We start from the raw sequence: 23,783 nt of genomic DNA, 5'->3' as shown, positions 1-23,783 counted from the left end.
TTGCGGGGGCCATGGCCCCCGTTTTCTTTGTAGGAAATAAAAATGCTAAAAACCTGGCCCGAAAGTATTGTGGAGCGCAGCCGCTATCTTGTCGGGACAAACTTGCGCTCCAGTATCGTGGACTTTATTTCGCAGCATCAGTTGCCAGCGGAGTTTCACTCAGAGGTACTTCAATATTATTTGCCGCTGGCATTGTGGTTGCAGGAGTGTCATGCACCAGGAAAAACGCTGGTAGTGGGTATTAGCGGTGGCCAGGGCACTGGTAAGTCCACACTGACAGACTTTATTCGTTGCGTTTTGTCAGAGTTTGGACTCGATTGTTGTGCACTCTCCCTGGATGATATTTACCTGACCCGCGCAGAGCGACGACAACTTGCACAGGATGTTCACCCCCTTTTGCAAACTAGGGGAGTACCGGGCACTCATGACGTTCAAATGGGGATTGATATCCTTGAGGCTCTGTGTCATGCCAGCAGTCAAACGACTATAGCTCTCCCCCGTTTTGACAAAACTGTTGATGAGAGGGCGCCTCATGATCGGTGGCCGATACACAATGGGAAGGTGGATATAGTTCTGTTTGAGGGCTGGTGCCTTGGAGCTCGGCCAATGGTTAGAGCAAATTACCCATTAAACCTTCTGGAAAAGACAGAGGATCAAGCTGGTATCTGGAGGAATTACGTCAACCAACAGCTCAAAGATCATTACCAACAGCTTTTCGATAAAGTAGAAGTTATGGTATTGCTAAAGGCGCCAGATATGAGTTCTATTCTTGAGTGGCGAAAACTGCAGGAGCAAAAGCTACGTGAGCGGACTGGTATGGGGATGCGAGAAGAAGAGTTGGAGCGATTTGTTCAGCATTATGAAAGAGTAACTCGAAACATCCTGATGGATATGCCTAACTGGGCGAACTGTGTTTTGCAATTAGGTAGGGACCATCGAATTAAGAAAGTCAGACTCAGGCCAGAATGAGAGAATTACGCGGCTTGGAATAGGAGGAGTGGCAAACGAAAAGCTGAACCCCGGGCCAGCCGGGGTTCGTACAGCGGGAGTTCAAGTTCCCGTTGCTAGGGCACTTACTTGGCCTTGGGCGGGCGGCCACGACCGCGCTTTACAGGAGCAGTTTTAGTTGCAGCTGGGGCTGCGGCGTCTGCTTTTTTGGGGCGCCCTGGCTTTTTCTTTGCTTCTTCGCTTTTAGCTGGGCGTCCAGGCTTCTTTTGTGCAGTTTCTGCCTTCGGTGGACGGCCGCGGCCGCGCTTCACTGGAGCAGCTTCAGTTGCAGCTGGGGCTGCAGTGTCTGCTTTTTGGGGCGCCCTGGCTTTTTCTTTGCCGCTTCACTTTTGGCGGGACGACCGGGCTTTTTCTTGGTTTCTTCAGTTTTCTTGGGGCGACCGGGCTTCTTCTTAGTCTCTTCAGCGGCTGCTGCTTTTGGCGGACGGCCAGGCTTTTTCTTGGCTTCTTCAGTTTTAGCCGGGCGTCCAGGCTTTTTCTTTACAGCAGTTGCCTTCTTTTTCTCTGCAGCGGCGGCCTTTTTGGCAGCAGCAGCAGCTTTTTTGGCTTCAGCAGCGGCTTTCTTCTTGTCAGCAGTAGCCAGCTTTTTGGCAATAGCAGTTTCTTCTTTAGCGACAACTTTAGCTACCTTAGCGGCAAGTTTGTTGGCAGCTTTGATCGCAGCCAGTTCTTCTTTGGCTTCAGCCGCGGCATTCTTGAGTTCAGTTGCTGCGGTTTTGGCAGCTGCTGCGGCATCGCGGGCTTTCTGCAGTTGCTTTTGCTGTGCAGGAGTCTTCTTCTTGGCGCGAACAGTGGCCAGTTTTTCCTGGGTGGTTTTAGCTTTTTCTGCAGCTTTCTTGGCGTTGATGGCCAATTTTTCTGCTTTAGTGGAAAGGTCTTTCTCTTGTTTGACTCGAGCGCTTTCCAGTTTTGCGGTCAAAGAGCGAAGCTCTGCTTCTAGTTGAGCGATATCGCTAGTAGCGACCTTAGGGGCTTTCTTTGTAGCCATTAAATTATCCCTGCAAAAGATTTGTTTTAGTAAATTGGAGGCATTCCTATCAATTATTCTCAGCCATCTTTGCGTTGCATTGCGTCACTAAAGACGTTTGTTTTCGGCAGAAAACAATTGATAGTGAGTCCCTCCAAGTAAGCGGCGCTAATTGCAGCTTATTTGTATACCTAAATGCAAGTGTTTTATAGGGTTTTTTGCAATTTAAGTTAAAAAAAATGGTTTTTTTTAACTTATTTCCATTTTGTGGACCTGTCAAAGAGGATTTCGAAGGGCGTTTTGTGTTTCTTGATAAGTTATGGACACGCTTTGTTTATCGTAGCGCACATTTATCAAATGTGTTTAAAACGTGAATAGTTGAGTAATTTCGTATGGATTAATGGTCCTACATTTTTTGTGGTCAACTCTCTTTGTTGGCAAGCTTCTCACTACGGTTAAGATGAGTTAAGTAAGCAATTTAACTTTCTTGTCTACTCAACATGCTAACAAAACCTAACTGATGGCTGTCCATGCCACTTTGTATCTCCGGAAATTTCGCTGTGCAAAGGCATCTATTATCGGGGTGTATAAGTGTGGAGAAGCAAATCATGTAGTTTGAGTGGTTCTTGAGTGTAACTAGTGCGGCGTAAATTAAGTATTTGTAGTGGAAGTGAGTGGCAGACGATATAGCCTTCTTATTTATACGGTTTTATGAGAGCAGTTCTTTGGGAGCAGATTATTAGATGATGCTTTTTGTAACCCATGGTTCTACGGCAACATGGCCGATCTCCGACACCAATGTATAGATTAGTTTTGATGCTCCAGGTTAAGGGGTGCCAACTGATTGAGGGGTTTACACAATGTTTGTGACAGGATTACCAAATAAAAAGCAGGTCAGTTCTTTCAGCCAAAGGTGGGGAAGTTCTAGAGGGGTAGATTAACTAGTTGTTTGTTGATTCATACACTCTGTATTGTCCCTACTTCAGACCGAATCAATTCATTTTGTTATATAGTGACACAAGAACGTATTTCTCTCATTTGTGAATTCCAGTTGATGTTTCGAAGCTTGAAGTAGTCTCACTAGGCAGCATTCGGCCCACGAATTATCACTTTTGTTCATTTTCTATTGAAAGTTGTAAGGGCTTAGTTTGTTAATAGTGTTCATGGGCAGATGTCAGGCTGGGTTGGCGGCAACACAGTTGTTGCGATTGATATTTGCAATTGGGTGGGAGGAGGTTGGACTTTAGTGGATTCTTTTATGGGGCTCCGGTGAAAGGAAAAGACCAGGCTGTTTCTTTCACCGAACAACTAGCTATCTTCATTAGTAATGATTAGATCATAGTGGCCCGTATGGCAGATAGCGGTTATCAGAGTGTTGGCGAATCCACAGCAGCTGTTCTCGTGATAGCGCGGCTTTACGTTGTCGAAGAACCTTTGCTAAAGGTATTACGGCTGACTCCGCTCCCGCATCCCAGCCGGCCAATTGCATTTCTGCGAGTGTGAAAAAACGTATCAGTTGCCATAGCTGATCGTTATTCCAATGCTGGCTTTGCTCCAGCCACTGTTGAGCTGGAAGTCGGATAAGTTGTGAGGCTTGTTGGTCCTCCTCATTTATGGTTTCTGCTAGAGGGCTATCTATCACTGTGGCCGCAATAAATCTCTGCAGTTGATCCCGGTTGAATTCCCAATGGCTTTCTTCTTGCTGGCCATTCACCTGTGGCTCCCAGGCACCGACACTCATACTCACTCCTTTATATAGATAGGATTTTTTTCCTATTATAACGGGCTGGAAATATTCCTGCGGGAGAGAATTTTCTTAATTGGATTGGCAAAGGGTTTTCAAGGGGAGGATGCCAGAGCTAAAAGCCAGAATTAAGATAATATAGAAGAAAATCACCCTGCCGAGGTTCCAATGGAATTTATCTCTAAAGCCCTGCCTGCTACTAAACGCGTCGCTCTAGTGGCACATGATAACCGCAAGGGAACAATGATCGACTGGTGTTTGCGCCACCGCGCGCTTCTGGAAAAGCACAACCTCCTGGCTACTGGAACTACCGGTGGCAAGATTGAGGAGGCCACGGGCCTGAGGGTGGAAAGGTTGCTAAGTGGCCCCCTTGGTGGGGATCAGCAATTGGGGGCCAGAATCAGTGAGGGAGAGGTCGACCTATTGGTTTTCTTTTGGGACCCTTTTGAGCCGATGCCACATGACCCGGATGTTAAAGCGCTATTGCGTATCGCGGCAGCCTGGAATATCCCTGTGGCTTGTAATTCGAGCAGTGCTGATATGATTGTGCAGTCGGCCTTGATGGATCAGGCTTTCAATCGTGAAGTACCGGATTATCAGAACTATTTAGAACAGCGCTAGTCGGATTTTTTCGCTCAAAAAATGATCTGCGGGGCTGGGATTATTTTGTAAGCTATTGATTTTTATGGACTATTTGTCTGAGTTATAGGTTGTGCTTGCAATGCTTGCCGATTCGCGGCAATCTTGCCCACCAGATTAGACCGGTTAATCCGGCACCTTTGGTATTTGATAATTGCACGGTGTTTTATGAGTAGACGACGCGGAAAGGCCGTAGAAGAAGAAAAGGCGGATATCGACCTGACGCCCATGCTGGACGTTGTGTTTATCATGCTGATCTTCTTTATTGTGACGGCGTCCTTTGTGAAAGAGAAAGCGTTGGACGTAAATGTGCCTGATCCGAATCAGACCAACCAGAACCCACCTGATGAAAGTAATCAGAATATTCTACTGGTTGTGAATGCCAATGATGAGATCACTCTGGCGGGTAGCAGAATTGATAGCCGTGCGGTTCGTGCCCGTATCGCCCAGCTGTACGCTGAGAATCCCCAGGCAATCGTGATTGTACGTGCGCACAACAAGTCCAGTGCCGATACTTATGTACAGATTGCTGATGCGGCTAAGGAAGTAAGCCCGGTTATCCAGGTGTCATTGGTACCCTTCGAGAAGTAAGCTCACTCAACTATTTAGTTGAGGGTTAGAGTTAAAAAGCCAGCATTGTGCTGGCTTTTTTTATGCCTGCGCAGTTTTACGGGCAGGAAGAGCTACTTGACTATTCACCGACTTATAGTCATAGCTACTTTCTTAGGTCCCGAGTTGTATCTAGAATTCTGAGCGGATAGCCCACAGATCAGGAAAAACGGCCTTGAACAGGGTAGTTTGCAAGTAGCCCACACCACTAGAGCCGCCGGTGCCAATCTTACTGCCAATGGTACGCTCCACCATCTTCACGTGCCGATACCGCCATTGTTGTAGTGAGGTATCAATATCCACCAAAGCCTCGCAAATCTCGCTAACCAGGGGATCATTGCGATAGATATCAATTAGAATTTGCTGTACCGCAGGGGATGGTTCGGCAACCAGGTTAAAATCACGCTCCAATAGACTATTGGGTATATGGTGGCCCTCCTTAGCCAGGAAATTTAGAAAAGCGTCCCACAGTGTTGGGGATTTCAGTCGCTTTTGCAGGCGAGCATAGTGTTCAGAACCCGGTAAATAGTTATCGAGCTTTCTTGGATCCTTGGCTCCATATAAGAATTCCAGCTCGCGGAATTGAAAAGATTGAAAACCACTGGCGGTTGAAAGACGATCACGGAAAGAGAGGAACTCCAGAGGGGTGAGGGTTTCGAGGATATCTACCTGCTGGATTAGGGTACGATAAATGGCATCCACTCTTTTCAGCGTATGCAGAGCGCGGTTGCGTTCGCCAGCATTGAAAAGGCTCACGAGGAAGTCCAGCTCGTGCAGCATTTGCTTAAACCACAATTCATAACTCTGATGAATCACAATAAATAAAAGCTCATCGTGCTCTGGGCCATCAGAAAGGGGCTTCTGGCATTGCAGAAGCTCGTCTACTTTAAGGTATGAGCTGTAGGTGAGTGGCATAGTGGGCAGCTTCCTGGTCGAGTTTTGATCAGCTACAGAATATTGCTCTCTTTAGCCAGTCAGGATCAAAACAAAAATTTCAGCAAAGTGATTAGTATGTTGCTCAATATTAGGCCCGGAGTTCTTTGAATGGAAAACCCCGTACAACAACTGCGTGTCGACGGTGCACGCCTATGGCGTAGCTTGATAGAGATGGCTGAAGTTGGGGCCACTCCTGCTGGTGGCTGCAATCGACAGGCGCTGACGGATGAAGATCGCAATGGGCGCGATTTGTTTGTGCGTTGGTGCCGTGAAGTTGGCTGCGAGATTCGTGTGGACCGAATGGGAAATATCTTTGCCAGGCGAGCGGGTTTAGATAATAGCTTGCCTGCGGTTATCACCGGGTCCCATCTGGATACCCAGCCTACTGGCGGAAAATTCGATGGTGTGTATGGAGTACTGGCGGGATTGGAGGTACTGCGTACTCTGGAGGAGAAGGGGATAAGGACCAAAGCGCCACTGGAAGTAGTCGTGTGGACTAATGAAGAGGGCGCACGTTTTTCCCCAGCGATGGTGGGTTCTGGTGTTTGGGCTGGGGAGTTCAGTCTCGAGTACGGCCATAGCCGTGTTGATAAGGCGGGATTCAGTATTGGTCAGGAGTTGGAGCGCATTGGATACCTGGGAACTGAGCCAGCCAAGCCCTTCCCGGTAAAAGCGGCTTTCGAAGCTCATATTGAGCAGGGGCCGATTCTTGAAAAGCAGGATCAGGTGATTGGTGTGGTTACCGGGGTACAGGGTATCCGCTGGTACGATGTCACTTTTTTCGGTACTCCCTGTCATGCCGGTCCTACGCCTATGGAGGACCGCCGTGATCCGGTGCAGGCTTTGGCATGGCTTTGTGAAAGGCTTTACGGCGAAGTAAAGGCTTACTCTGAAGATGCCAGAATGACCTGTGGCGATCTGCGCGCAGCTCCGGGCAGCCGCAATACAGTGCCGGAAAAGGTTGTACTGGCCCTGGACTTGCGTCACCCCAAGCCAGAGGGGTTAGAGCACCTGCATCGCAGCCTTTACCGAGTGGCAGAGCAGGTGCAGGAAGCCAGTGGTGTTGCCATTGATGTGCGGGAGGAATGGTATTCGCCGCCGGTAGCTTTCGATGAAGCGTGTATCGAGGCTGTTGACAGCGCTGTGCAAAGCCTGGGTTACAGCCATCGCAAGATGGTCTCCGGTGCTGGGCATGACTCTGTTTATGTCTCCAGGGTTGCCCCGGTCTCAATGATTTTTGTCCCCTGTGCAGGTGGCCTTTCCCATAATGAGGCTGAATCCGCTGAGCCTGGACATCTTGAGGCAGGTTGTAATGTCTTGTTGCAGGCAATGCTTTCCAGTACTGATTTGGCCTGAGGCTATAGAGAAATAAATTAAAGACTGAATGGGCTTTTGGGGAATATAGCCAGTGGCCCGGCAATAGTAATTTGGATGGATTAGATGAGTGAATTTACCCTGAAGTACCGCAATGAGGATGGCGGCACAGTTCCCCTTGCCAATTGGGGGATGGATTCCGAATACGGCGTATTGCGCGATGTACTTATCGGGCCTGTGGATAACTTCAGCTGGCGGACTGGTAATGCCAGTGCCCGTCGCGCCGAGCGCCTCGGAATGCAGTTTGATCACAAGGTAGCTGAAGCCCAGCACGCGGAGATGCTTGATGCTTATCGACATGCGGGAGTAAATACACACCTGATTCCAGCCGATCGTAGCTTGCCTTACCAGATTTATGGGCGTGACTCCTCAGTAATGACTCCTTGGGGCCCGATAGTGACGCAGATGTACAGTCCCTGGCGTCGTGGTGAATGGGTGCCCATCGTCAAAAAATATGCCCAACTGGAAATTCCCATTTACGATGTGATTACTGCAGGCTCTCTTGAAGGCGGTGATTTCATGGTGTTAGAACCCGGGGTAATACTTTGTGGATACTCTGGCGAGCGCACTAGCCCCCAAGGCTTCGAGCAAATGCAACGCTGGGTGGAAAAAGAGGGCTGGGAAGTGAAGGGTTACCAGTTTGACCCCTTCTTCCTGCATATTGATGTCATGGTGGCGATGCTGGCAGAGAAGTTGGCAGCTATTTGTGTTGATGCTGTAGAGCCTGAGTTGGTGCAGTGGTTTAAGAGCCGTAATATCGAGATTATCGATATCCCTTTCCCTCAAGTTTTGGAACTCGGGGTTAATGTGGTGGCTCTGGGCAACGACCGGGTGATGTTGCCTAAGGCTAACACTGGCCTGGCGGAGAAATGCCGCGCTCATGGGCTGGAAGTGATTGATCCAGACATCTCCATGATCACCCCGGGGGTGGCGGCGTTCACTGTATGTGTCAACCTCTACGAAGGGACCCTGCGGTAAAAGGCTAGCGGTGCAGCCCTCCCGGTGACTCTCAGCTGCCGGGTTTATCCCGTCAACGAAAGTGGTTGGTTATGAACTCGCCTAAGCGAGTGCAGCCGGTAATATGAATCGCCTGAATAGGTGCTCTCTGTTATTGATCCGCTCATTGAGTGGATAGCTGGAGTCGTTTTAATGCAAAACGGCTCTATGACAGGCCAATATAAAAGACTGTTTGGCAGTCTCAAATGATTCTATACCCGGAGAATAATATGCAAAGTGCATGTACGGAAATTCTGGCCCAGGTCAACGACCGTATACTGGAAATCACCATTAATCGCCCGGAACGCAAAAATGCTCTGACCATGGCCATGTATACTGCTATGGCTGAGCTGCTCAATAGTGCAGCGAATAACTCCGATATTCGAGTGGTCATCATAACTGGTGCAGAGGGCATTTTTACAAGTGGTAATGATTTAACAGACTTCCTCGGCGGTTCCGCTGAGGGTGAAGAGTCACCGGTATTCCAGTTCATGAGTGCGCTTTACAGCTTCCCCAAGCCTGTTGTAGCAGCGATAAATGGTCCGGCGGTAGGTATCGGCACCACTATGCTGTTGCACTGTGACCTGTCCTTTGCCGGTCATGATGCTATGTTCCAAATGCCTTTTGTAAACTTGGGGCTTTGTCCTGAGTACGGTTCCAGTTACTTGCTCCCCCGTATTGCTGGCCATGCCAAAGCTTCAGAACTTCTATTACTCGGCAAGAAGTTTTCTGCACAGGAGGCTGTGGATATTGGTATTTGTAATGCGGCGGTGGAACCTGAGCAGGCGATTGCTCGTGCTCGAGAGGCCGCTTTGGAACTTGCGGTAAAGGCACCGGCAGCTGTGCGCTTGACGAAACAATTATTACGTCAGGCGACACTGGAAAAAGGACTGGAGTTTATCCAGGATGAGGGGCGCCACTTCAAGGATCGACTAGCCTCGGAGGAATTCAAAGAAGCTGCGACTGCTTTTATGGAAAAACGTCCCGCAGACTTCTCAAAGTTCGACTAAAAGTAAAAGGCCGCTAAAAAGTGGCCTTTTTTTCGCTTGATTTACTTACTGTTGATGTTGCTTACGGTTGCCGCGGGATAGGTAATTGACTGCCTGATCGGGGTGATCTGTAAATAAACCATCCACGTGTAACTGGTAAGCGGCAAAATGTAAAAAGTGATTAAAACTTTCGAACTCTTCTGGGAGCTTTTCTGGGTCGGCGCGGAAAGTGTAAGGATGTACCTGTAAATGTCTGCGGTGAGCGCGGCGTACGACATTATTGGCACGTGGTTTTCCATCCTGAATTTCAATCAGCATGGGGTACCAGGGGCCGATGCCATCTGCGTAGTTGGCAATCTTACGCAAACCGCCCTGTTCCAACATCCAATCATAATCGTAATTTTGAATATTGCCGTTAACTTGAATTAATTTCTCTCCCCAGCTGGTTGCTGCAATAAGTTGAACCAGAGGGATGTCCATATCGAGAGCAGGCATTAATTCATATTTAATTCGTTGTAATTCTTCAGCATCAAAACACTGGAAGAAGATTTTTTGATCCCTGTTGATGTAACCGTATTGCTTAAGTTTCTCCAGTGCAATTGCGGCAATGTCCTTACCTTCCCAGTGATGAAAGTAGGGTTTTTTGATTTCCGGATAGATACCAATGTCATAGCCAAGTGAGCGGTTCAATCCCTGGATCAGTTCAATTTCCTCTTCAAATGTAGAGAGTTGGAAACTGGATTTCCACAGGGGGAAACGATGTGGATATTTCGCCTGAGGTCCATCTTCACCCATGATGAATGCTTCACTGACACGTAGTTTTTTCAGTTCTTCCAAAGTGAAGTCAATAGTGTAAAAGTGGCCGTCCTCACGGGCCCGATCGGGAAAAACATCAGCAACGTCGGTTGTGCTATCAAGATAAATATCGTGCATTACAATCAGGTGGTTATCTTTACTAAGAACCAGGTCCTGCTCGATATAATCAGGGCGCATACCGTAGGCCAGTGCTTTAGCCTCCAGGGTGTGTTCCGGTAAATAGGCAGATGCGCCACGATGGGCAATGACCAGAGTGCGCTTATTCTTGTCAAAAGAACTATCTGTTTCGGCACAGGTAAGACTTGCAGCAACGGAAGAAAGTATTATTAAAAAAGATAAAAATTTTTTGAACATTTGAAATGCATCCCATATGAAGATACGAGACTTTCTAGCAAATAAATATGACAGGGATGTATCAGTATACAGGATATAATCTGAGGTTGTGATCTGCCCAGTATTTTGCTTGGCTCCGCCAGTTAAGTCGTTGCATTCAGACAGATTCTTCATATCTGTCTGAATGCAAAATTTACTAAACATTTTACTGCTGGATTTTATACGGTTATCTCTTGAGGCCATAAGTATTCTGAAAATTTCTGACGCAGATCCTTTTTACTAATTTTTCCAGTAGCTGTGAGTGGTAATTCATCGATAATTATACAGTCATCGGGAATCCACCATTTGGCAAACTGCCCCTGGAAAGTACTGAGAATTTTATCGGGTTTTAGTTTGACACCTGTTTCGAGAACCACGAGCAATAGGGGACGCTCTGCCCATTTTTCATGAGTCACGCCGATAACTGCCGCCTCTGCTACACCCTCTAGTGTCATAGCGAAGTTTTCCAGCTCTATTGAGGAGATCCATTCACCACCAGATTTAATAACATCCTTAGTGCGGTCGGTAATTGTCAGGTATCCAAGAGAGTCGATAGTGGCAACATCGCCTGTGTCAAACCAACCGTCGGTGGTTAGAGCAGACTCTTCGGACTTAAAGTAGCGCTCACAAATCCAGGGACCGCGCACTTGTAAGGCGCCAAAGGCAGTCCCATTGTGAGGGAGGGGTTTTCTTGAGGGCCGACAATACGCATTTCTACTCCAAACCCTGCTCGTCCCTGCTTGAGTCGTAGTTTTTTGGCTTCTTTAGGTGCAATAGAGGGAGCGATTCGGGCGTTATAGGTACCGAGTGGGCTCATCTCGGTCATGCCCCAGGCATGGTGGGTATAGACACCATGCTGCTGTTCAAATTCTTCCATAATGCTCCAGGGACAGGCGGAGCCACCCACTACTACGCGGTTGAGGCTCGGAAGGGTCTCTTTGCTATTGCGTAGGTACTTCAGCAGTGCCAGCCAAACAGTTGGGACGCCGGCGGCAATCGTTACTGATTCCTGTCTTATCAGTTTACTAAGTGTCTCTCCACAACCCATACTGGGCCCAGGTAAAACGAGTTTGGCGCCGACTGCTGGTGCTGCGTAGGGAATAGACCAGGCATTGACATGGAACATGGGGACAACCGGGAGAATGGCTTCGTCGCGGCGAATAGCAAATGCATCTGGCATTAACACACCATAGGTGTGCAGTGCCATTGCGCGGTGGGAATAGAGTACGCCTTTTGGATTACCGGTGGTTCCAGATGTGTAGCAAAGAGCTGCCGCACTCTCCTCACGTAAATCTGGCCATTGGAAGCAGCTGGGCTGGTTGACTAGTAGGTCTTCATAGCAATAGTAATTGGCTAATTTACTATCGGGCATATGTGCCCTGTCTGTTAAGACAATTACACCCTCCACGGTGCTGAGCTTATCCTCCAATGATTCGATGAGTGGCACAAATAAAGGATCAATAAATAGCCAGCGATCTTCGGCGTGCTCAATAATATAGTGAATCTGCTCAGGGAAAAGCCGGGGGTTAATCGTGTGGCAGACCAAGCCGCTGCAGGATGTTGCGTAATAGAGTTCAAAGTGCCGGTGGTCATTCCAAGCGAGTGTGCCGATGCGGTCACCTCTATTTGCTCCGAGCATACATAATACTTGGGCGAGCTGCGCAGCACGAGCAAAAGCCTGCTTATAGCTGTAGCGGTGGAGGGGGTTATCCAGAGTAACCGAAATGACTTCACTATCCGGTGAATTACACAGGGCGCGGCGCATAACAGCGGTAAGTGTGAGCTGAGATTCCATCATCATGCCGTTCATAGTCGACTCCTATTATTATGTTTATTGTCATCTATCGGTAACTAGCCTGAATGGCCACACCGGACTTTAGGGGGTTCTTTCAAAATGATTCAGGTAAGCTTTGAAATCAGGGCCCAATGTTCAAGCTTATGAAAAAACAAATCACCCTTCATAAAGTAGGCAAATAAAAGCTTTACAGAAAAGAGATACTGTTGCCAAGAAATTAATGTGGATGAAGCAGTCACAATGCGTTACCGCACTATCTTAATCCATTCACCAGGTTGAGGTTCACCGCGAGGGTAGTAACCATTTAAAAGTCTTAATTGCTCTTCGGCATATTCACCAATTTCCATATGTTTAGCCAGAGAGGAAAAAGTAGTTTTTTCATTTGCTTTTACGTAGCGCAACCGGCGAATATCTTTCTCCACAATATCTGTTTTACGTAGGGGCCGGAAACTACGGATACTAGTTAGGAACATAGTGTCATATTTTTCCAGGGCCTCTTTATCCTGAGAGTCAGAGTTGGTTACCTTGCCCTCCAACATAAATTGCCGGCTTCCATAGTAGATAACTGCAACTCTGTCGGGATCGGGCGCCTCTTTCTCAAGGTTGGGAAATTTTCCTGTGTGACCTACAAGCTGATATTGTTGTAATTTTTCCCCTTGCTCCAGTTTTCGTAAGTCATATTCCTCACGCAAGGCCATATCTGCAGGTTGGTTACCATCGCGTTTCGCTACCTTGATAGTAATTGTGGCGGAGCTATCTGGGGCGGATCCTACAATTGAAGACCGCTGGTTTGCCACCGTCCAGCCATCTGGGAAGAGGAGAGAGAAGCCCAGGCGTTTATGATTAAATCGATTTTTATTGGATTGCCGGGAGTTATCCCCGTACACCAGACCATCAGTCTTCTCCCGATAATAGGCCACTTTGGTTTCTTTATTATCTTCAGGTAGGGTACCCGCTGCTTTTACTACTTCCTGCAGGCGAAGATCATTACGAGGATGAGTAGAAAAAACACCATGATAGGTTTGGGGTTTTTTACCCTCAATACGGGCACGTCTTCTGGCAAAGGTCTCCTGGTCTTTTAATAGCCCGATAACATTTATCATTGCCTGTGGATCATAGCCCGCATTAAACATATATTGCGCACCGAATCGGTCTGCTTCCAACTCCATTCCCGGCCATAACCCTTTACCGCTGCTGTACTGTATAAATTGGCTACATCGCCAACCACGCCGCTACCGGTTACTAGAACCGATAAAACCGATGCGACGCTGGCACCAGTGGCTGCAGTTTTTTGCCGAACAGCGTGTCGCGCAGTAATGTGCCCAATTTCATGGGCTAGTACGGCGGCCATTTCTGCCTCTGAATGTAAATAGGTGAGTAGGCCGCGATTGATATAGACATAACCGCCAGGAAGGGCGAAGGCATTGATGTCCTGGCTGTCGATGATGGTGAAATGGTACTTGAGGTCAGGCCGATCACTGGCAGCAGCCACTTTTTGCCCGACATGATTGACGTAGGCTGTGAGAATCGGATCCTGGTAAATAGGAGTACTTTCTATCAGCTTCTCATGCATCTCTTTGCCAATAGAGATTTCCTTGCCTTCAGACATTAACACCAAGTCTGGGCTTTTTGTGGCAGGGTTGAATGCACACCCTGCCCCCACTGCTACCAGCGCACTGGCGAGCCACCGATTAATGGTTTTCATTACCCCCTGCCTCCTTGTCTATTTATTGTCTAAGAGCTTGTACCACTAGCTGGAACCAGGAACTGTTGTAGCTGGGCCGCCATACCTTTACAGGCATTATTCTGTACCCTGGCAATCAAGGGGATTGGGATGACAATCGCAGGCATATAAGAGGTGCCTTTGGCATCAGCACTCAGTTTGCCTGATAATTCCCGATCGCGGAAATCCCAAACAGAGGCCTCATAGTCGGATTCCTTATCCCAGGTACCAAACCCGAAACAGCCGGCGCCGCCGGTACTGATGGTGCAGCTAATAGACCCAGCACTTGCCGTCGTTTCAGTGGATCCATCAATCCATACTATGTACTTAACCCCGTAGTTTTCCATGCGCTCACGCACGCCTTCATTTTCCATTAGACGGTCCAGAGAACGCACATGCATGGGAGCTGTGCGGGGTTCAAACCAGGGGTACATAATGTCGACAAATTCTTTCTCTGGAATGATGTTTACACCCATCTCCGGGTTGTGTAGCTCTCTGCCGACACAGGCAATAAGATCTGGTTCTGTCTCATAATCGCTGGAGTGACGGCGCCCGAGAATAACTACGGAGTCGCCTGCTCTTAGCTCTCCATCGCTACGCCGGTATTCGTCAATAACAACAGTGGTACAACCGGTCAGGAAAATCAGTGCGAAAATAATGAATGGCTTGAACACAACAAAAATCCTCTATTCAGCCTTGCTGGATTTCACTTTGAACTCCTGCAATGAAGCAGACCTTAATTTCCCAGAGAGAAATGCCTGTAACTCAGGTACTTTTTCGAAGCCGGTGTAGAGCGTTGCCCCTGCGTCACGCAGGGCAATGTTGATTGCCTGGGTTAGAGCCTGCTCCTGGGACTTCAGGAAGGCTGTAGGTGTTTTTCCGTAGGCAGTAATTACCCAGCTGGCTACCTGTTGCCCACGGGGATCATAAGCATTCATGTCATATTTGATCCACACTTCAAAAATATTAACTCTGGTTTCCCGTGGCATAGTGAATTGCAGCTCCCTGACTTCGGGAACTATTACCAACTCGACATTGTCAGGTACTTTTTGTGGGTACTCGGAAAGGAAACTGTATTGGTAAACATGGAACCGAGTACTGTCTCGAACAGGTTTTTTTGTGCCCGGCCAGTATTAATCTTCCATTCCTCACGATCTTCGCTATCTTCCTCGTAAATGTAATTTCTAAAATCGTCACTGAGGTAAATGCCTACAGAGAGGGGGAGCTGTTCACCCACAGGTGATGGATATTTCCCCTCCACCCGCACAGTATGAGAGCAGGCCGCAACCAGTAGTGAAAACAACACCACCGCGGTAAAGTGGAGTGGCAAAGCCGCCTTTATCCTGTACTTCATGAATTGCTCCTGGAATCAATCAGCTAGCGAAAATCGTTTAGTCCTACAAAAGTGCCACCATTGCGATAGGTGAGTTCACGCATAAGGGCTGCAAATCGCAGGCCAGTGGTTTGCAAATGGGGAGGGCGGGAAAACTGGATGGGAAATCCCACAGCATGAATGCGGATATTGCGCTTTCCTTCTCCATGCTTTGCGTTCACCCGATCGACCGCTAGCATCACATTACGGATAGATTTACCAGTAAATTCATCGCCCAAGACATAGATACTGATTTTCTTGTCGGGATCGTAAAAGCTACGAACTGCTTTTTGTATACCTTCCACCGGACTGGAATTGCTAAAGGGGTTCCAGGTTTTTAAACGATTAAGAATAGCCTGGCGACGCCCGGGTGTATCGGGAATCCACTTGTTGCGGTAATTGAAAAACATGTAATCGCCCATGTCATTCATCACCTGAATGCCCTTAACATTGGGATAGAGATCCAGAGTATTAACCATTTCTGCCATCATGCGGTCCCAGCCGTAATTGAACATACTTCCGGAGGTATCGATGATGAAGAGAATGTATTCGCTGTCTACAGGAATACCGCCAATAACATTGTTTTTACGTTGATAGTTTTCACCCAGTAAGCGACGCATTTCTTCAGTCAGTGTCTGTAATGCGACGGTAAGTTCCCCTTTTAATTTCCCCTCTTCACTTTGCCCTTCGGTTTTACTGGCATAGACGGCCTGCAGAGCTACTAACTCTCCACGAAGATTGGCAATTCGCTTGTGTTCAATATCAATTTGTTCTCGTTTAGCATTGAGGTCTCGATTGAGGACTGTGGTCTCCCCACGGATTTCTGCCAACTGCTGTTGCAGTTCCATTACCTGGGCTTCCAGGTCGACTTCTGCCTCCTCTAGAACTATGGGTTCGGCAGTTTTAGCGATCATCAAGAGCAAGACAATGGCTCCGAAACCACAGCAGATTACGTCGAGAAAGGAAATACTGAACTCTTCTTGGCGTCTTTTCTTTCGTGAAACTGTCATGGCCAGTCCCTCGATGGTGCGAGAAAAGAGCCTTGGGTTTCCATTGCCAACTTCCAAAACTCGCTGGCAGCAAATGGGTCGCCTTCCATAGGAGTCAGGATAATATTCACGGGGACATTTTTAGGAAGTACCTTGACGGCGCGCTTGAACAGGTTGCGCCTTTCTCTACCAGAAATTGTGGAGCCCCTGGGCGATTTAATTCCCTGGGTAGGTAGCCCATCTGTGATGAGAATAATGTTATCCGGTAGTGGAGTCATAGCATGAATGGCGTTGAACACCCTTTCCAGGCTGGTACCGTTTTCAGGTACTATTTCATTCAGTCCTTTAATTGCCTGGTCCAACTGGTCGCGATCATCCACATTGAGCCAGCGATCTTCCGTACCGGCAATGGCGGCGCGAAAAGAGGTATTAAAAGTATAGATCTGGTACTGGCTGTCTGGAGGCAGCTGTGCGGTTAACCAAGAGACTGTGTTGATAGCCCTACGCCACTTTTCAGTTTGTCGTTTCACTCGTGACGACATATTTCGAGCGCGTATGATTTTGATCAGTTCATCGCCGAGCATAGAAGCGGAAGAGTCCAGCAGGACCAGGATTCTGTTGCCTCCCAGGCGTAGCCCGGTCAGGTATTGGCGATCACCATCACCGGTATATTTGCGCACATTGTTGCCTAACTTCTTATTTTCCTCCTCGAGATTTTTCTTGGCCTGTTCCAGCTTTTTAAGCTTATCCTGAAGCCTTTTAATATCCTCTTGTTCGTCAATGCTGTCGATTTCAGCGATATTACCTTTTACCTCTTCAATTTGATCCAGTATACGGCGGGCGAGCCCTTGGGCCTCAGCCAACTCATCGCTGACGATATCTAAGGTATTACGTGCCTGGACCAAGTGCTCTTGACCGAATTCAACCTCTTCTTGGAGCAGGTTTACTTCGGCGCTCAAGTCTTCTGTTTCCACCTCTATTTCGTGGTCTGAGCCGTGTTTGATGATTAAAAAAATCAGTGCCACGGCGCCGAAGCCACAAGACATGATGTCTAGGAAGGATAAACTGAAGGTGGAAAAACGACGCTGCTTACGTCTCATGGCGTTCCACGCTAATTGCCGTTATCACATCCGGTTGATTGGCAATACTAATTTGGTCTCCTGCATTTAGATTGACCGGAGCAGACACCTCCTCGCCATTCAGCATTAGACGGGTTCCCGCATCCACACGTAGAGCCAGGCGACCTGCGTGATTAGTGACTGTTGCTGCAGGGTGTTTTGGGGGAGTGGGAGTTATTTGAAACTTATCTTCATGCCAAAAAACAAACAGTGGCTGATGCGCAGCTAGGGCACGATGGCCGAACAGGAGATGCGTTGCCGCTGCTTCAGATGGCGCTTCGAGGCGTATGGTAATTTCGCTCTCCGGTGTTGCGCTGATACTGTTTATCAAGCGCAGAGCCGAGTCTTGGCTTCGTAGTTCCTGCCAACGATTATTGATGGATTGCGCGATACTGTCTCTGGAGAGAAGGTACATGTGCTGTGCCAGCTGAACACCTCCGGGAATCTCCGCCCAGCGGTGAGATATAAAGCTGACACTGTTATTCTCTGAGAGGTTTTCAATCATCGCCCGTACGCGGGAGAGTATAGGCGCAGTGGCATCCTGTAGCTGACGCAGAGTGATTTTTGCGGTGCGATCATCCAGCTCTGCCAGAACTTCTCCCTGGCGCATGGCGCGACTTACCCACTGTGGCATCAGGTCGTATAGCTGCTGTTCAGACTCTGCGGAGTGGAGTGGGTCAAAGCGACACTGCATGACAAAAGCGTCGGTAAAAACCCGTGCCCAAGCCTCCTGGAAATGATACTGTCCAGCATCGGCTACTGTTTCAGCGGACTTGACGACAGCCTCTTGATCAACATTGATACGGGAGACCAGGGTTTGGTGTAGTTGTAGTTCTACATGCAATTGCAATCCGGAAGGAGCAATATGGCCAATATTTGCAGTGGCAGAGTCAATAAGGCCCACAACATTTATACTGCTTTCTTTGATAATACCCAGCAACAAGGCCAGCTGCTCTCGAGTGAAGTTTCCTGGCACTGCGAGTACAAGTTCCTCTGGAAGATCGCAATGCTCAGAAATTTCTTGTAAATGGCAGTAGGCCAAATCGGCATGATGACGACAGCTCTGGTTTTCAGATTTCAGTGATTCCAGGCTGAGCCTGCGCCAGAACTGATTATTGACTTGGGTTGGGTGGTTGCGTGCACGCATTTGTGCTGCAGTACCTATATGGATCTGTCGGGGTTCAATTACCGCTATACCAGGGCTTTCTAGAACTTCCGTAGTTCCAATAAAAACCCTTAGACCATAATCATTGATTTCAAGGACACCTTGTCCCATGGGGGCTTCCTCGCGGCCAATAACCGATATGTTGACAACCTGTGTCGGTTAACTAATTTTCAGGAATCGCAAAAGACGGTTGTCACAGTAGTTCTGCGTATCGAGTACCAGCCTCTCTTGCATCAATTGCAACTGGTGCGTAAAAAACATAATGACAATACTGATTACCAGAGCGATAAAAGTTGAATTGAAGGCGACACCGAGGCTCACGGTCACCCCGGCAATATCACCCTCCACAGCTTTGTGCGCTTGTGCTAGAGCTTCACCGATGCCACGCACCGTACCAATAAAACCAATAGAGGGGATTGCCCAGGTGATATAGCGAACCATTGCCAGCTCTGAGTCAAGGCGGTCTCCCTCGGTTTCACAAACCTCTTTTATAGAGTTGGAAACTGCAGCCACATTACGGGTTGAACCAAATCGCTGCAGGGCGGTGAGAATAGCTCTGGGTACCAGATAACTACGCTCCTCCTCAGGGAGTGCCTGAATCGGTCGAGACAGGTCGCGAGTATCTTCTGGTAAAATAGGCGTGCCTTCACTGACATTGAGAAGTGCTCTGTTGAGCAGCTTCCGTTCTCGCATACTTCGCTGGGCTTTCAAACCCATTATTGCCATGGCCCAGAGCATTAGTACAAAACAGGCCTCCTGCTCATAGTCTCGCATCACAATATAGATGGAGCGCTGTTGCACGTAGGTTTCTCCCGCCGCCTCACGAGCCAGTTGCTCCTCAATTAATGCATCAGCGTTTGGGCGGATAATGGCTACATAAATGGCATGTACCAGGATAACTGAGCCCAACAGCGCAAATATCTGGAAAATAAAATCTGATGATTTGAATTTCATGATGGTGCTCTTGGCAACTTTTCTCTATATATCTACTGGATAGGAAACGGATAGATCCTCAGAAATTTCTTCGGAAGCTTTGTAATCATCGGAACTGCTTTTACTACTTTTTGACTTCTTTTCATCCGATTTTTTTGCGCGACCTGAGTGAGGGTCTCCCCTTCTTTTTCCTGCTTTTCCTGTGCAAATAAAAAGGAAGGTAACAGGAGGATGAAAATAAAAATAAATTTAGGCATAGCTCTCTCCTAATTGACCCAGCGCGCCACTCTGAAGCCGATATCGTTTCTTGGGGCCTCTCCATAGTCGCGATAAGACAAACGCAACTCCGTCAGCCCTGAGTGACGCCAGCTGGAGCCACGAATAACATGGTAGTCACCATCCTGTGGGCCCACTGGATTTTCCTCCTGGCGGGATGAAAGACCTGTGCCAATGGTATAGAGATCGTGTATCCATTCAGATACATTGCCTCCAAGGTCATAAATTCCCAACGGGTTTGGGTTATAGCTGGCTACAGGTGCAGTCGCTGCATAGCGATCACTATAGGTGCGCAGTACAGTGGGAATTAGCTTGGCAGCATGACTGTCGGCATAATTACCTGAGTTATTACCAATGGGCAGGTCATTCCCCCAAGGATATTTGCGCATAACACCGCGGTCGTAACGGGCTAGCCATGCCCATTCAGCTTCAGTTGGTAAACGATATCCATTTGCGGCGGAATCAAAGCCGACAACCCGACCGCGTTCTGTCAGGTATACAGGAGTCAGCCCATCCCGTTGGCTGAGCCAATTGCAAAAGAGAACAGCATCGGCCCAACTGACATTGACTACGGGAAGGTTGTCGTTATCTAAGCTCACACCGTTTACATGGCTTGAGGTATGTGAGGGTTTAAATCTTCGGTATTCCCGGTTGGTGACCTCTGTGGTGCCTATATAAAAGGGGCGGTTTAGAGCGACCTGCCGCATAACTTCATTTGCGCGACGCCCTTGCTCGCGTCGGGATGAGCCCATAGTGAATACAGCGTTGGGGCGCATTAATTTCATGGTGCCGCCTGCGCCATGGCGAAGCTCTGGTGGAACTTGTTGCCAGCGAGCCTGCTCCTTGGTTAATAAAACTGCACGCACAGTTTGCTCCAGTCTGGCACTGGGAATCACGCGGGTATCAAATGTTTCATAGCCTCGCTTGCGCACTTCAATACGGTGAGTTCTTGCGGGTAGGTTGAAAGTCTGTCCGGTATTCCCCGCAAATTGCCCATCAATATAGACTTCTGCATCTGGTGGCACACTGGAGACACGAACCCTGCCATACACTGCATTCAGGTTAATATTCAAGTCGCGCTGCATACCTGCAGCGAGGTCGATGGTGTGTTCTACGGAGGCATAACCGTCCTTAAAAAAACGCAGGCGATGGATTTCCCCTGATGTGAGCTCGAGCTCCAGTGGGGTATGACCTCGAAACTCCCCATCCACGGTTACACTCGCGCCCTCAGGAGTGGTAACGACACGCAATAGCCCGTCAGCTGGCCCGAGGGTTACTGTGGCTAGTGCCTGGTCTACTCCAGCGGTAACAGCGACAGGGATATCAACCGTCTTATGCTCGGCAAGGGAGATAGAGATAACTCTATCTCCCTGGATTAACTCTGCGTTAAGTGGCGTAGTTCCAAGTACCTTGCCGCCCACGGTTACTGTAGCGCCTTGCGGATTGCTGTTGATTCGGATACTGGCCCAGGCTGGACGTAGTTTGGCTTCAAGGCGGTAGGTTTTATCGAGCCCCTCGATATTAACCTCGCGGGTAAAAGGCAGATAGCGGTCAGATAAAACTGTTATCCGCATGGACCCCGTAGAGACATTTTTCACCAGACCATTTTCATTTGGAACTTCACGACCATTCATCAGAACTTTTACAGGTACTGGGGGATCCGTTTCGATTTGTAGATGGCCCGGAAGTTTTTCAAGGGTAACCGAGTGGCGACTATGGCCTTCCCGGCTGACTTCTACTTCGCCACTTTTGGCTAGATAGCCCTCAGCTTTAATTGTGTAGCTGTAGTTTCCAGGTAATACGAGGTGGCCATTGCCGAGGGGAATTGCAAAGCCACTGATACTGATTTTTGCATGGACGGGCTGTGTATCGAAAATTAGGGAGCGGGCGATAACTAAATAATATAGCGCCAACGCGCTTAAGAGTAAGCAGGCCGCAACAATCAAGGCGCGCTTGGAGAAAAATAACCGAGCACGAGTGGATTTTGGCTGTACTGGAGTGAAACCAATTGGTTCGATGAGGGGGGATTCATCGATTGCGGGTTTTTCATCCTGGACAGGTACTGCCTCTTTCACTGTCATTTATGCTTCCCTATTGCCACATCGTTATGGAGTTATCGCAATGACTTCGGTGTCGCTGGATAGGCCTTGTTAGGGCCAGGTTGGCAAAACCGAAGCAGGGGTGCTGTGTGCAACAAAGCTTAGCTCGCCGATACCATGGCTATGTGGCATGGTGAGAGGTTTGTCGCGGAACTCTTCATATCCTGAATTTAAATCAGGCGCTCTAAATCAGGCACGGCCCCACTGCGAAAAGACCTGTTTTTTTGATTTTTCGAGGCAATAGAGGTTCTTGTAATTAGCTGTTATTAGCGCCGTTAATTTTTTCCGCACATTGTATGACAACTTCTGTGACAGGTTTCCCTGGCTTGACGATAAACTCCTGACGCACATCCCGATAGCCGTCTCGGGTACCGATGGCTGTATAACGGCCGGGCTTTAAGGCAATTTCTCGCTGATCAAAATAGCCCAGCCTTCCCACATGATAAATCGTGACACTGGTACTACGGTCGGACTTAAAACGTACGGGCATGGGGATTAGTGCTTTAGTGAGTGCATCTTCAAGATCTTCGATCTGTTGTGCCAAACGTGGTGTTTGGCTATTGAGTTTCCGTGCATCACTGAGTACTTTTCTGGCAAAATGATTACGCTTTCCTTCGCCTAAAGTCAGAGGATCTTTAAGGAGATCCTGCATTTGATCATCCAGTTGAGCCCTGGCCGTGGCGCGGGCTTTCCCTGTCACAGCAGCCACTAAACTAGCGTCTTTTTTTACTAAGGTAGTGTAACTCTGCAGGGCTTTGTGCCAGTTTTCCTGCTTTTCCTGGTCGCGCGCGTGAGTGAGAAGTTCTTCGATCTTGGCCTGCTCGGCCCCATTTTTTGCCTGCTTAAGGCCTATACCTGGGGCCTTGGCTTCAGGCTTCAACTTACTGGCTTGGTTGAAGTGTTTCTTTGCTGAGTCAAATTTTTTATCAGCAATAGCGGCATACCCTGCGGACATGGCATTTTTGTAGTCGCGTTCGGTGATTTCATGTTCTACTTTTGCCAATAATTTTTTTGCAGGCTTTGTTTGTGGATCAGAAGAAAGAGATTCCTTTAAAGATTTCTTGGCAAGATCTAAGTCTGAATCCAGATAGGCACTTTTCCCTTCTGTGAATTTCCACCAAGCCAGCGGAAGCTTATCGGTGCGCTCTAATCCTCTTAATCCCCTGGGGTGCTTCTCGGAAATTATAAGGGTAAGTTTGAAAGCTTCTGTTGCAGAATCCAGGTCCCCACTTTCTAGCGCTCTTTCGCCTTCAGCAAGATGTATTTCAATACGCTCGGGTATACCGTCACGTAATACTTCTAGTGCCTGCAATGATTCCTGATATTTCTCCAAAGCGGGCATAAATTGTCGTTTGCGGTAGAGGCTGTCGGCCTTGAGGGCCAGATCTTCTGCTGCATAGAATTCTTCATATGCCCATAGCTCTACTTTTCGCTCCTTTAATTCTTCCTTGAGGGCGAGAATATCCTGCAGAATTTTCTGGACTTCCCGGCGTTGTTGCATAATTTCGGCATCTGTATAAGGAGATGCTTGGGCAACATTTTCCGAGATGTTATTAGTTGGGGGGAGCTTATTTGCAGGCTACGTAACGGAGGTTTTTCCACCACCTGGGGAAGCCCCCAAAAGACGCCAATGAGACCGCTGAGCATGGCTGCACCAATTACTATGGGTCCATAAAACCTTTCTTTTTTAGGTTTTCCCTTATTGGTGTTGGTTGCCTTGGGAGAATGAGCCTCCTCACCGCCAAAGGTAAAATTGGCTGGCTCGATTGGTGCTATATCTTCCTTGGCATTATCGCGGTGCTGCATAGTATTTCCGCCTAGTTATTCGTGGTCCCAGTGAAGATGTTGGGTGAAAAGAGTGGA

The 23,783-nt window shown here is 48.3% G+C and carries 26 protein-coding genes; 6 read left to right on the top strand and 20 right to left on the bottom strand.

Annotation, left to right across the window (positions count from 1 at the left end):
- The first annotated feature begins 42 nt into the window (after nt 1-42).
- Nucleotides 43-969, top strand: a complete 927-nt coding sequence (locus P3339_RS19890; RefSeq protein WP_282951678.1) for a phosphoribulokinase — start codon at nt 43-45, stop codon at nt 967-969.
- A gap of 104 nt (nt 970-1,073) precedes the next feature.
- Here the strand turns inward: P3339_RS19890 and P3339_RS19885 are convergent, their stop codons facing one another.
- From P3339_RS19885 to P3339_RS19875, 3 genes are all read right to left on the bottom strand, one after another.
- A complete protein-coding gene (locus P3339_RS19885; protein WP_282951677.1) occupies nt 1,074-1,259 on the bottom strand; it encodes a hypothetical protein in 186 nt (61 codons plus the stop codon).
- Entirely contained in the window at nt 1,256-1,996 is a 741-nt protein-coding gene (locus P3339_RS19880; RefSeq protein ID WP_282951676.1) for a hypothetical protein, read from the bottom strand. Before P3339_RS19880 ends, P3339_RS19885 begins: the two co-directional genes overlap by 4 nt.
- 1,315 nt (nt 1,997-3,311) lie before the next feature.
- Entirely contained in the window at nt 3,312-3,716 is a 405-nt protein-coding gene (locus P3339_RS19875; RefSeq protein WP_020411879.1) for a hypothetical protein, read from the bottom strand.
- Nucleotides 3,717-3,887: 171 nt separating this feature from the next.
- Here P3339_RS19875 and P3339_RS19870 point away from each other — a divergent pair, with 171 nt between their 5' ends.
- Both P3339_RS19870 and P3339_RS19865 read left to right on the top strand, forming a co-directional pair.
- The gene (locus P3339_RS19870) at nt 3,888-4,340 is read left to right on the top strand and encodes a methylglyoxal synthase (RefSeq protein WP_020411880.1); all 453 of its coding nucleotides are present in this window, start codon (nt 3,888-3,890) and stop codon (nt 4,338-4,340) included.
- A 186-nt stretch (nt 4,341-4,526) separates the two neighbouring features.
- Nucleotides 4,527-4,949, top strand: coding sequence for an ExbD/TolR family protein (locus P3339_RS19865; RefSeq protein ID WP_020411881.1), 423 nt, complete (start codon nt 4,527-4,529; stop codon nt 4,947-4,949).
- A gap of 150 nt (nt 4,950-5,099) precedes the next feature.
- On the opposite strand, the gene P3339_RS19860 is transcribed toward P3339_RS19865, so the two are convergent.
- Nucleotides 5,100-5,891 (bottom strand): tryptophan 2,3-dioxygenase, encoded by a 792-nt coding sequence (locus P3339_RS19860; RefSeq protein WP_282953626.1) that lies wholly within the window; start codon nt 5,889-5,891, stop codon nt 5,100-5,102.
- 120 nt (nt 5,892-6,011) lie between these two features.
- Between P3339_RS19860 and P3339_RS19855 the strand changes: the two genes are divergently transcribed.
- From P3339_RS19855 to P3339_RS19845, 3 genes are all read left to right on the top strand, one after another.
- Nucleotides 6,012-7,259, top strand: a complete 1,248-nt coding sequence (locus P3339_RS19855) for a Zn-dependent hydrolase (RefSeq protein WP_282951675.1) — start codon at nt 6,012-6,014, stop codon at nt 7,257-7,259.
- Nucleotides 7,260-7,343: 84 nt separating this feature from the next.
- Nucleotides 7,344-8,255 carry a dimethylarginine dimethylaminohydrolase family protein gene (locus P3339_RS19850; protein WP_282951674.1) on the top strand — a complete coding sequence of 304 codons (912 nt, stop codon included), beginning with the start codon at nt 7,344-7,346 and terminating at the stop codon, nt 8,253-8,255.
- 248 nt (nt 8,256-8,503) lie between these two features.
- Nucleotides 8,504-9,283 carry an enoyl-CoA hydratase gene (locus P3339_RS19845; RefSeq protein ID WP_020411885.1) on the top strand — a complete coding sequence of 260 codons (780 nt, stop codon included), beginning with the start codon at nt 8,504-8,506 and terminating at the stop codon, nt 9,281-9,283.
- 45 nt (nt 9,284-9,328) lie between these two features.
- On the opposite strand, the gene glpQ is transcribed toward P3339_RS19845, so the two are convergent.
- The 16 genes from glpQ to P3339_RS19770 all read right to left on the bottom strand — a co-directional run bounded on the left by glpQ (nt 9,329) and on the right by P3339_RS19770 (nt 23,726).
- Nucleotides 9,329-10,432, bottom strand: coding sequence for a glycerophosphodiester phosphodiesterase (glpQ, locus tag P3339_RS19840; RefSeq protein ID WP_051089471.1), 1,104 nt, complete (start codon nt 10,430-10,432; stop codon nt 9,329-9,331).
- A gap of 197 nt (nt 10,433-10,629) precedes the next feature.
- Nucleotides 10,630-11,097, bottom strand: a complete 468-nt coding sequence (locus P3339_RS23635) for an AMP-binding enzyme (protein ID WP_353056851.1) — start codon at nt 11,095-11,097, stop codon at nt 10,630-10,632.
- Entirely contained in the window at nt 11,043-12,260 is a 1,218-nt protein-coding gene (locus tag P3339_RS19835) for an AMP-binding protein (RefSeq protein ID WP_353056850.1), read from the bottom strand. The genes P3339_RS23635 and P3339_RS19835 overlap by 55 nt, the downstream gene beginning before the upstream one ends.
- A gap of 230 nt (nt 12,261-12,490) precedes the next feature.
- Nucleotides 12,491-13,408 carry a M48 family metalloprotease gene (locus tag P3339_RS19830; protein WP_282951673.1) on the bottom strand — a complete coding sequence of 306 codons (918 nt, stop codon included), beginning with the start codon at nt 13,406-13,408 and terminating at the stop codon, nt 12,491-12,493.
- Nucleotides 13,345-13,950 (bottom strand): M48 family metalloprotease, encoded by a 606-nt coding sequence (locus P3339_RS19825; RefSeq protein WP_282951672.1) that lies wholly within the window; start codon nt 13,948-13,950, stop codon nt 13,345-13,347. The genes P3339_RS19830 and P3339_RS19825 overlap by 64 nt, the downstream gene beginning before the upstream one ends.
- 29 nt (nt 13,951-13,979) lie before the next feature.
- A complete protein-coding gene (locus tag P3339_RS19820) occupies nt 13,980-14,642 on the bottom strand; it encodes a hypothetical protein (RefSeq protein WP_020411889.1) in 663 nt (220 codons plus the stop codon).
- Nucleotides 14,643-14,654: 12 nt separating this feature from the next.
- Nucleotides 14,655-14,957, bottom strand: a complete 303-nt coding sequence (locus P3339_RS19815) for a hypothetical protein (RefSeq protein WP_282951671.1) — start codon at nt 14,955-14,957, stop codon at nt 14,655-14,657.
- Between the two features lie 32 nt (nt 14,958-14,989).
- The gene (locus P3339_RS19810) at nt 14,990-15,322 is read right to left on the bottom strand and encodes a hypothetical protein (RefSeq protein WP_282951670.1); all 333 of its coding nucleotides are present in this window, start codon (nt 15,320-15,322) and stop codon (nt 14,990-14,992) included.
- Nucleotides 15,323-15,345: 23 nt separating this feature from the next.
- On the bottom strand, nt 15,346-16,350 hold the full coding sequence (locus P3339_RS19805; RefSeq protein WP_020411891.1) for a VWA domain-containing protein: 1,005 nt from the start codon (nt 16,348-16,350) through the stop codon (nt 15,346-15,348).
- Nucleotides 16,347-17,429, bottom strand: coding sequence for a vWA domain-containing protein (locus P3339_RS19800; RefSeq protein WP_020411892.1), 1,083 nt, complete (start codon nt 17,427-17,429; stop codon nt 16,347-16,349). Before P3339_RS19800 ends, P3339_RS19805 begins: the two co-directional genes overlap by 4 nt.
- Nucleotides 17,419-18,723, bottom strand: coding sequence for a hypothetical protein (locus P3339_RS19795; RefSeq protein WP_282951669.1), 1,305 nt, complete (start codon nt 18,721-18,723; stop codon nt 17,419-17,421). Before P3339_RS19795 ends, P3339_RS19800 begins: the two co-directional genes overlap by 11 nt.
- A 48-nt stretch (nt 18,724-18,771) precedes the next feature.
- The gene (locus P3339_RS19790; RefSeq protein WP_020411894.1) at nt 18,772-19,566 is read right to left on the bottom strand and encodes a MotA/TolQ/ExbB proton channel family protein; all 795 of its coding nucleotides are present in this window, start codon (nt 19,564-19,566) and stop codon (nt 18,772-18,774) included.
- Between the two features lie 32 nt (nt 19,567-19,598).
- Nucleotides 19,599-19,802: a hypothetical protein gene (locus P3339_RS19785; protein WP_282951668.1), complete on the bottom strand. Its 204-nt coding sequence runs from the start codon at nt 19,800-19,802 to the stop codon at nt 19,599-19,601.
- Between the two features lie 9 nt (nt 19,803-19,811).
- Complete coding sequence (locus P3339_RS19780) at nt 19,812-21,902, bottom strand: PEGA domain-containing protein (protein WP_282951667.1); 2,091 nt, start codon at nt 21,900-21,902, stop codon at nt 19,812-19,814.
- Between the two features lie 274 nt (nt 21,903-22,176).
- On the bottom strand, nt 22,177-23,421 hold the full coding sequence (locus tag P3339_RS19775; protein WP_282951666.1) for a tetratricopeptide repeat protein: 1,245 nt from the start codon (nt 23,419-23,421) through the stop codon (nt 22,177-22,179).
- Nucleotides 23,358-23,726: a hypothetical protein gene (locus tag P3339_RS19770; protein ID WP_282951665.1), complete on the bottom strand. Its 369-nt coding sequence runs from the start codon at nt 23,724-23,726 to the stop codon at nt 23,358-23,360. The genes P3339_RS19775 and P3339_RS19770 overlap by 64 nt, the downstream gene beginning before the upstream one ends.
- Nucleotides 23,727-23,783 lie beyond the last annotated feature (57 nt).

Origin of the sequence: Microbulbifer sp. MLAF003, from assembly GCF_030012965.1 — a bacterium.
In the GTDB taxonomy this organism is placed as follows: domain Bacteria; phylum Pseudomonadota; class Gammaproteobacteria; order Pseudomonadales; family Cellvibrionaceae; genus Microbulbifer; species Microbulbifer variabilis.
This window is presented reverse-complemented; position numbering and strand designations above follow the sequence as displayed.

Bases quoted from the DNA above. Each gene is read 5' to 3' on its own strand.
- P3339_RS19855 (WP_282951675.1), top strand. From the start codon at position 6,012: ATGGAAAACCCCGTACAACAACTGCGTGTCGACGGTGCACGCCTATGG.
- P3339_RS19890 (WP_282951678.1), top strand. From the start codon at position 43: ATGCTAAAAACCTGGCCCGAAAGTATTGTGGAGCGCAGCCGCTATCTT.
- P3339_RS19800 (WP_020411892.1), bottom strand. From the start codon at position 17,429: ATGAGACGTAAGCAGCGTCGTTTTTCCACCTTCAGTTTATCCTTCCTA.
- P3339_RS19825 (WP_282951672.1), bottom strand. From the start codon at position 13,950: ATGAAAACCATTAATCGGTGGCTCGCCAGTGCGCTGGTAGCAGTGGGG.
- P3339_RS19850 (WP_282951674.1), top strand. From the start codon at position 7,344: ATGAGTGAATTTACCCTGAAGTACCGCAATGAGGATGGCGGCACAGTT.
- P3339_RS19795 (WP_282951669.1), bottom strand. From the start codon at position 18,723: ATGGGACAAGGTGTCCTTGAAATCAATGATTATGGTCTAAGGGTTTTT.
- P3339_RS19805 (WP_020411891.1), bottom strand. From the start codon at position 16,350: ATGACAGTTTCACGAAAGAAAAGACGCCAAGAAGAGTTCAGTATTTCC.
- P3339_RS19870 (WP_020411880.1), top strand. From the start codon at position 3,888: ATGGAATTTATCTCTAAAGCCCTGCCTGCTACTAAACGCGTCGCTCTA.
- P3339_RS19815 (WP_282951671.1), bottom strand. From the start codon at position 14,957: ATGCCACGGGAAACCAGAGTTAATATTTTTGAAGTGTGGATCAAATAT.
- P3339_RS19835 (WP_353056850.1), bottom strand. From the start codon at position 12,260: ATGAACGGCATGATGATGGAATCTCAGCTCACACTTACCGCTGTTATG.
- glpQ (WP_051089471.1), bottom strand. From the start codon at position 10,432: ATGTTCAAAAAATTTTTATCTTTTTTAATAATACTTTCTTCCGTTGCT.
- P3339_RS19775 (WP_282951666.1), bottom strand. From the start codon at position 23,421: ATGCAACAACGCCGGGAAGTCCAGAAAATTCTGCAGGATATTCTCGCC.
- P3339_RS19780 (WP_282951667.1), bottom strand. From the start codon at position 21,902: ATGACAGTGAAAGAGGCAGTACCTGTCCAGGATGAAAAACCCGCAATC.
- P3339_RS19770 (WP_282951665.1), bottom strand. From the start codon at position 23,726: ATGCAGCACCGCGATAATGCCAAGGAAGATATAGCACCAATCGAGCCA.
- P3339_RS19865 (WP_020411881.1), top strand. From the start codon at position 4,527: ATGAGTAGACGACGCGGAAAGGCCGTAGAAGAAGAAAAGGCGGATATC.
- P3339_RS19810 (WP_282951670.1), bottom strand. From the start codon at position 15,322: ATGAAGTACAGGATAAAGGCGGCTTTGCCACTCCACTTTACCGCGGTG.
- P3339_RS19880 (WP_282951676.1), bottom strand. From the start codon at position 1,996: ATGGCTACAAAGAAAGCCCCTAAGGTCGCTACTAGCGATATCGCTCAA.
- P3339_RS19785 (WP_282951668.1), bottom strand. From the start codon at position 19,802: ATGCCTAAATTTATTTTTATTTTCATCCTCCTGTTACCTTCCTTTTTA.
- P3339_RS19845 (WP_020411885.1), top strand. From the start codon at position 8,504: ATGCAAAGTGCATGTACGGAAATTCTGGCCCAGGTCAACGACCGTATA.
- P3339_RS19875 (WP_020411879.1), bottom strand. From the start codon at position 3,716: ATGAGTGTCGGTGCCTGGGAGCCACAGGTGAATGGCCAGCAAGAAGAA.
- P3339_RS19790 (WP_020411894.1), bottom strand. From the start codon at position 19,566: ATGAAATTCAAATCATCAGATTTTATTTTCCAGATATTTGCGCTGTTG.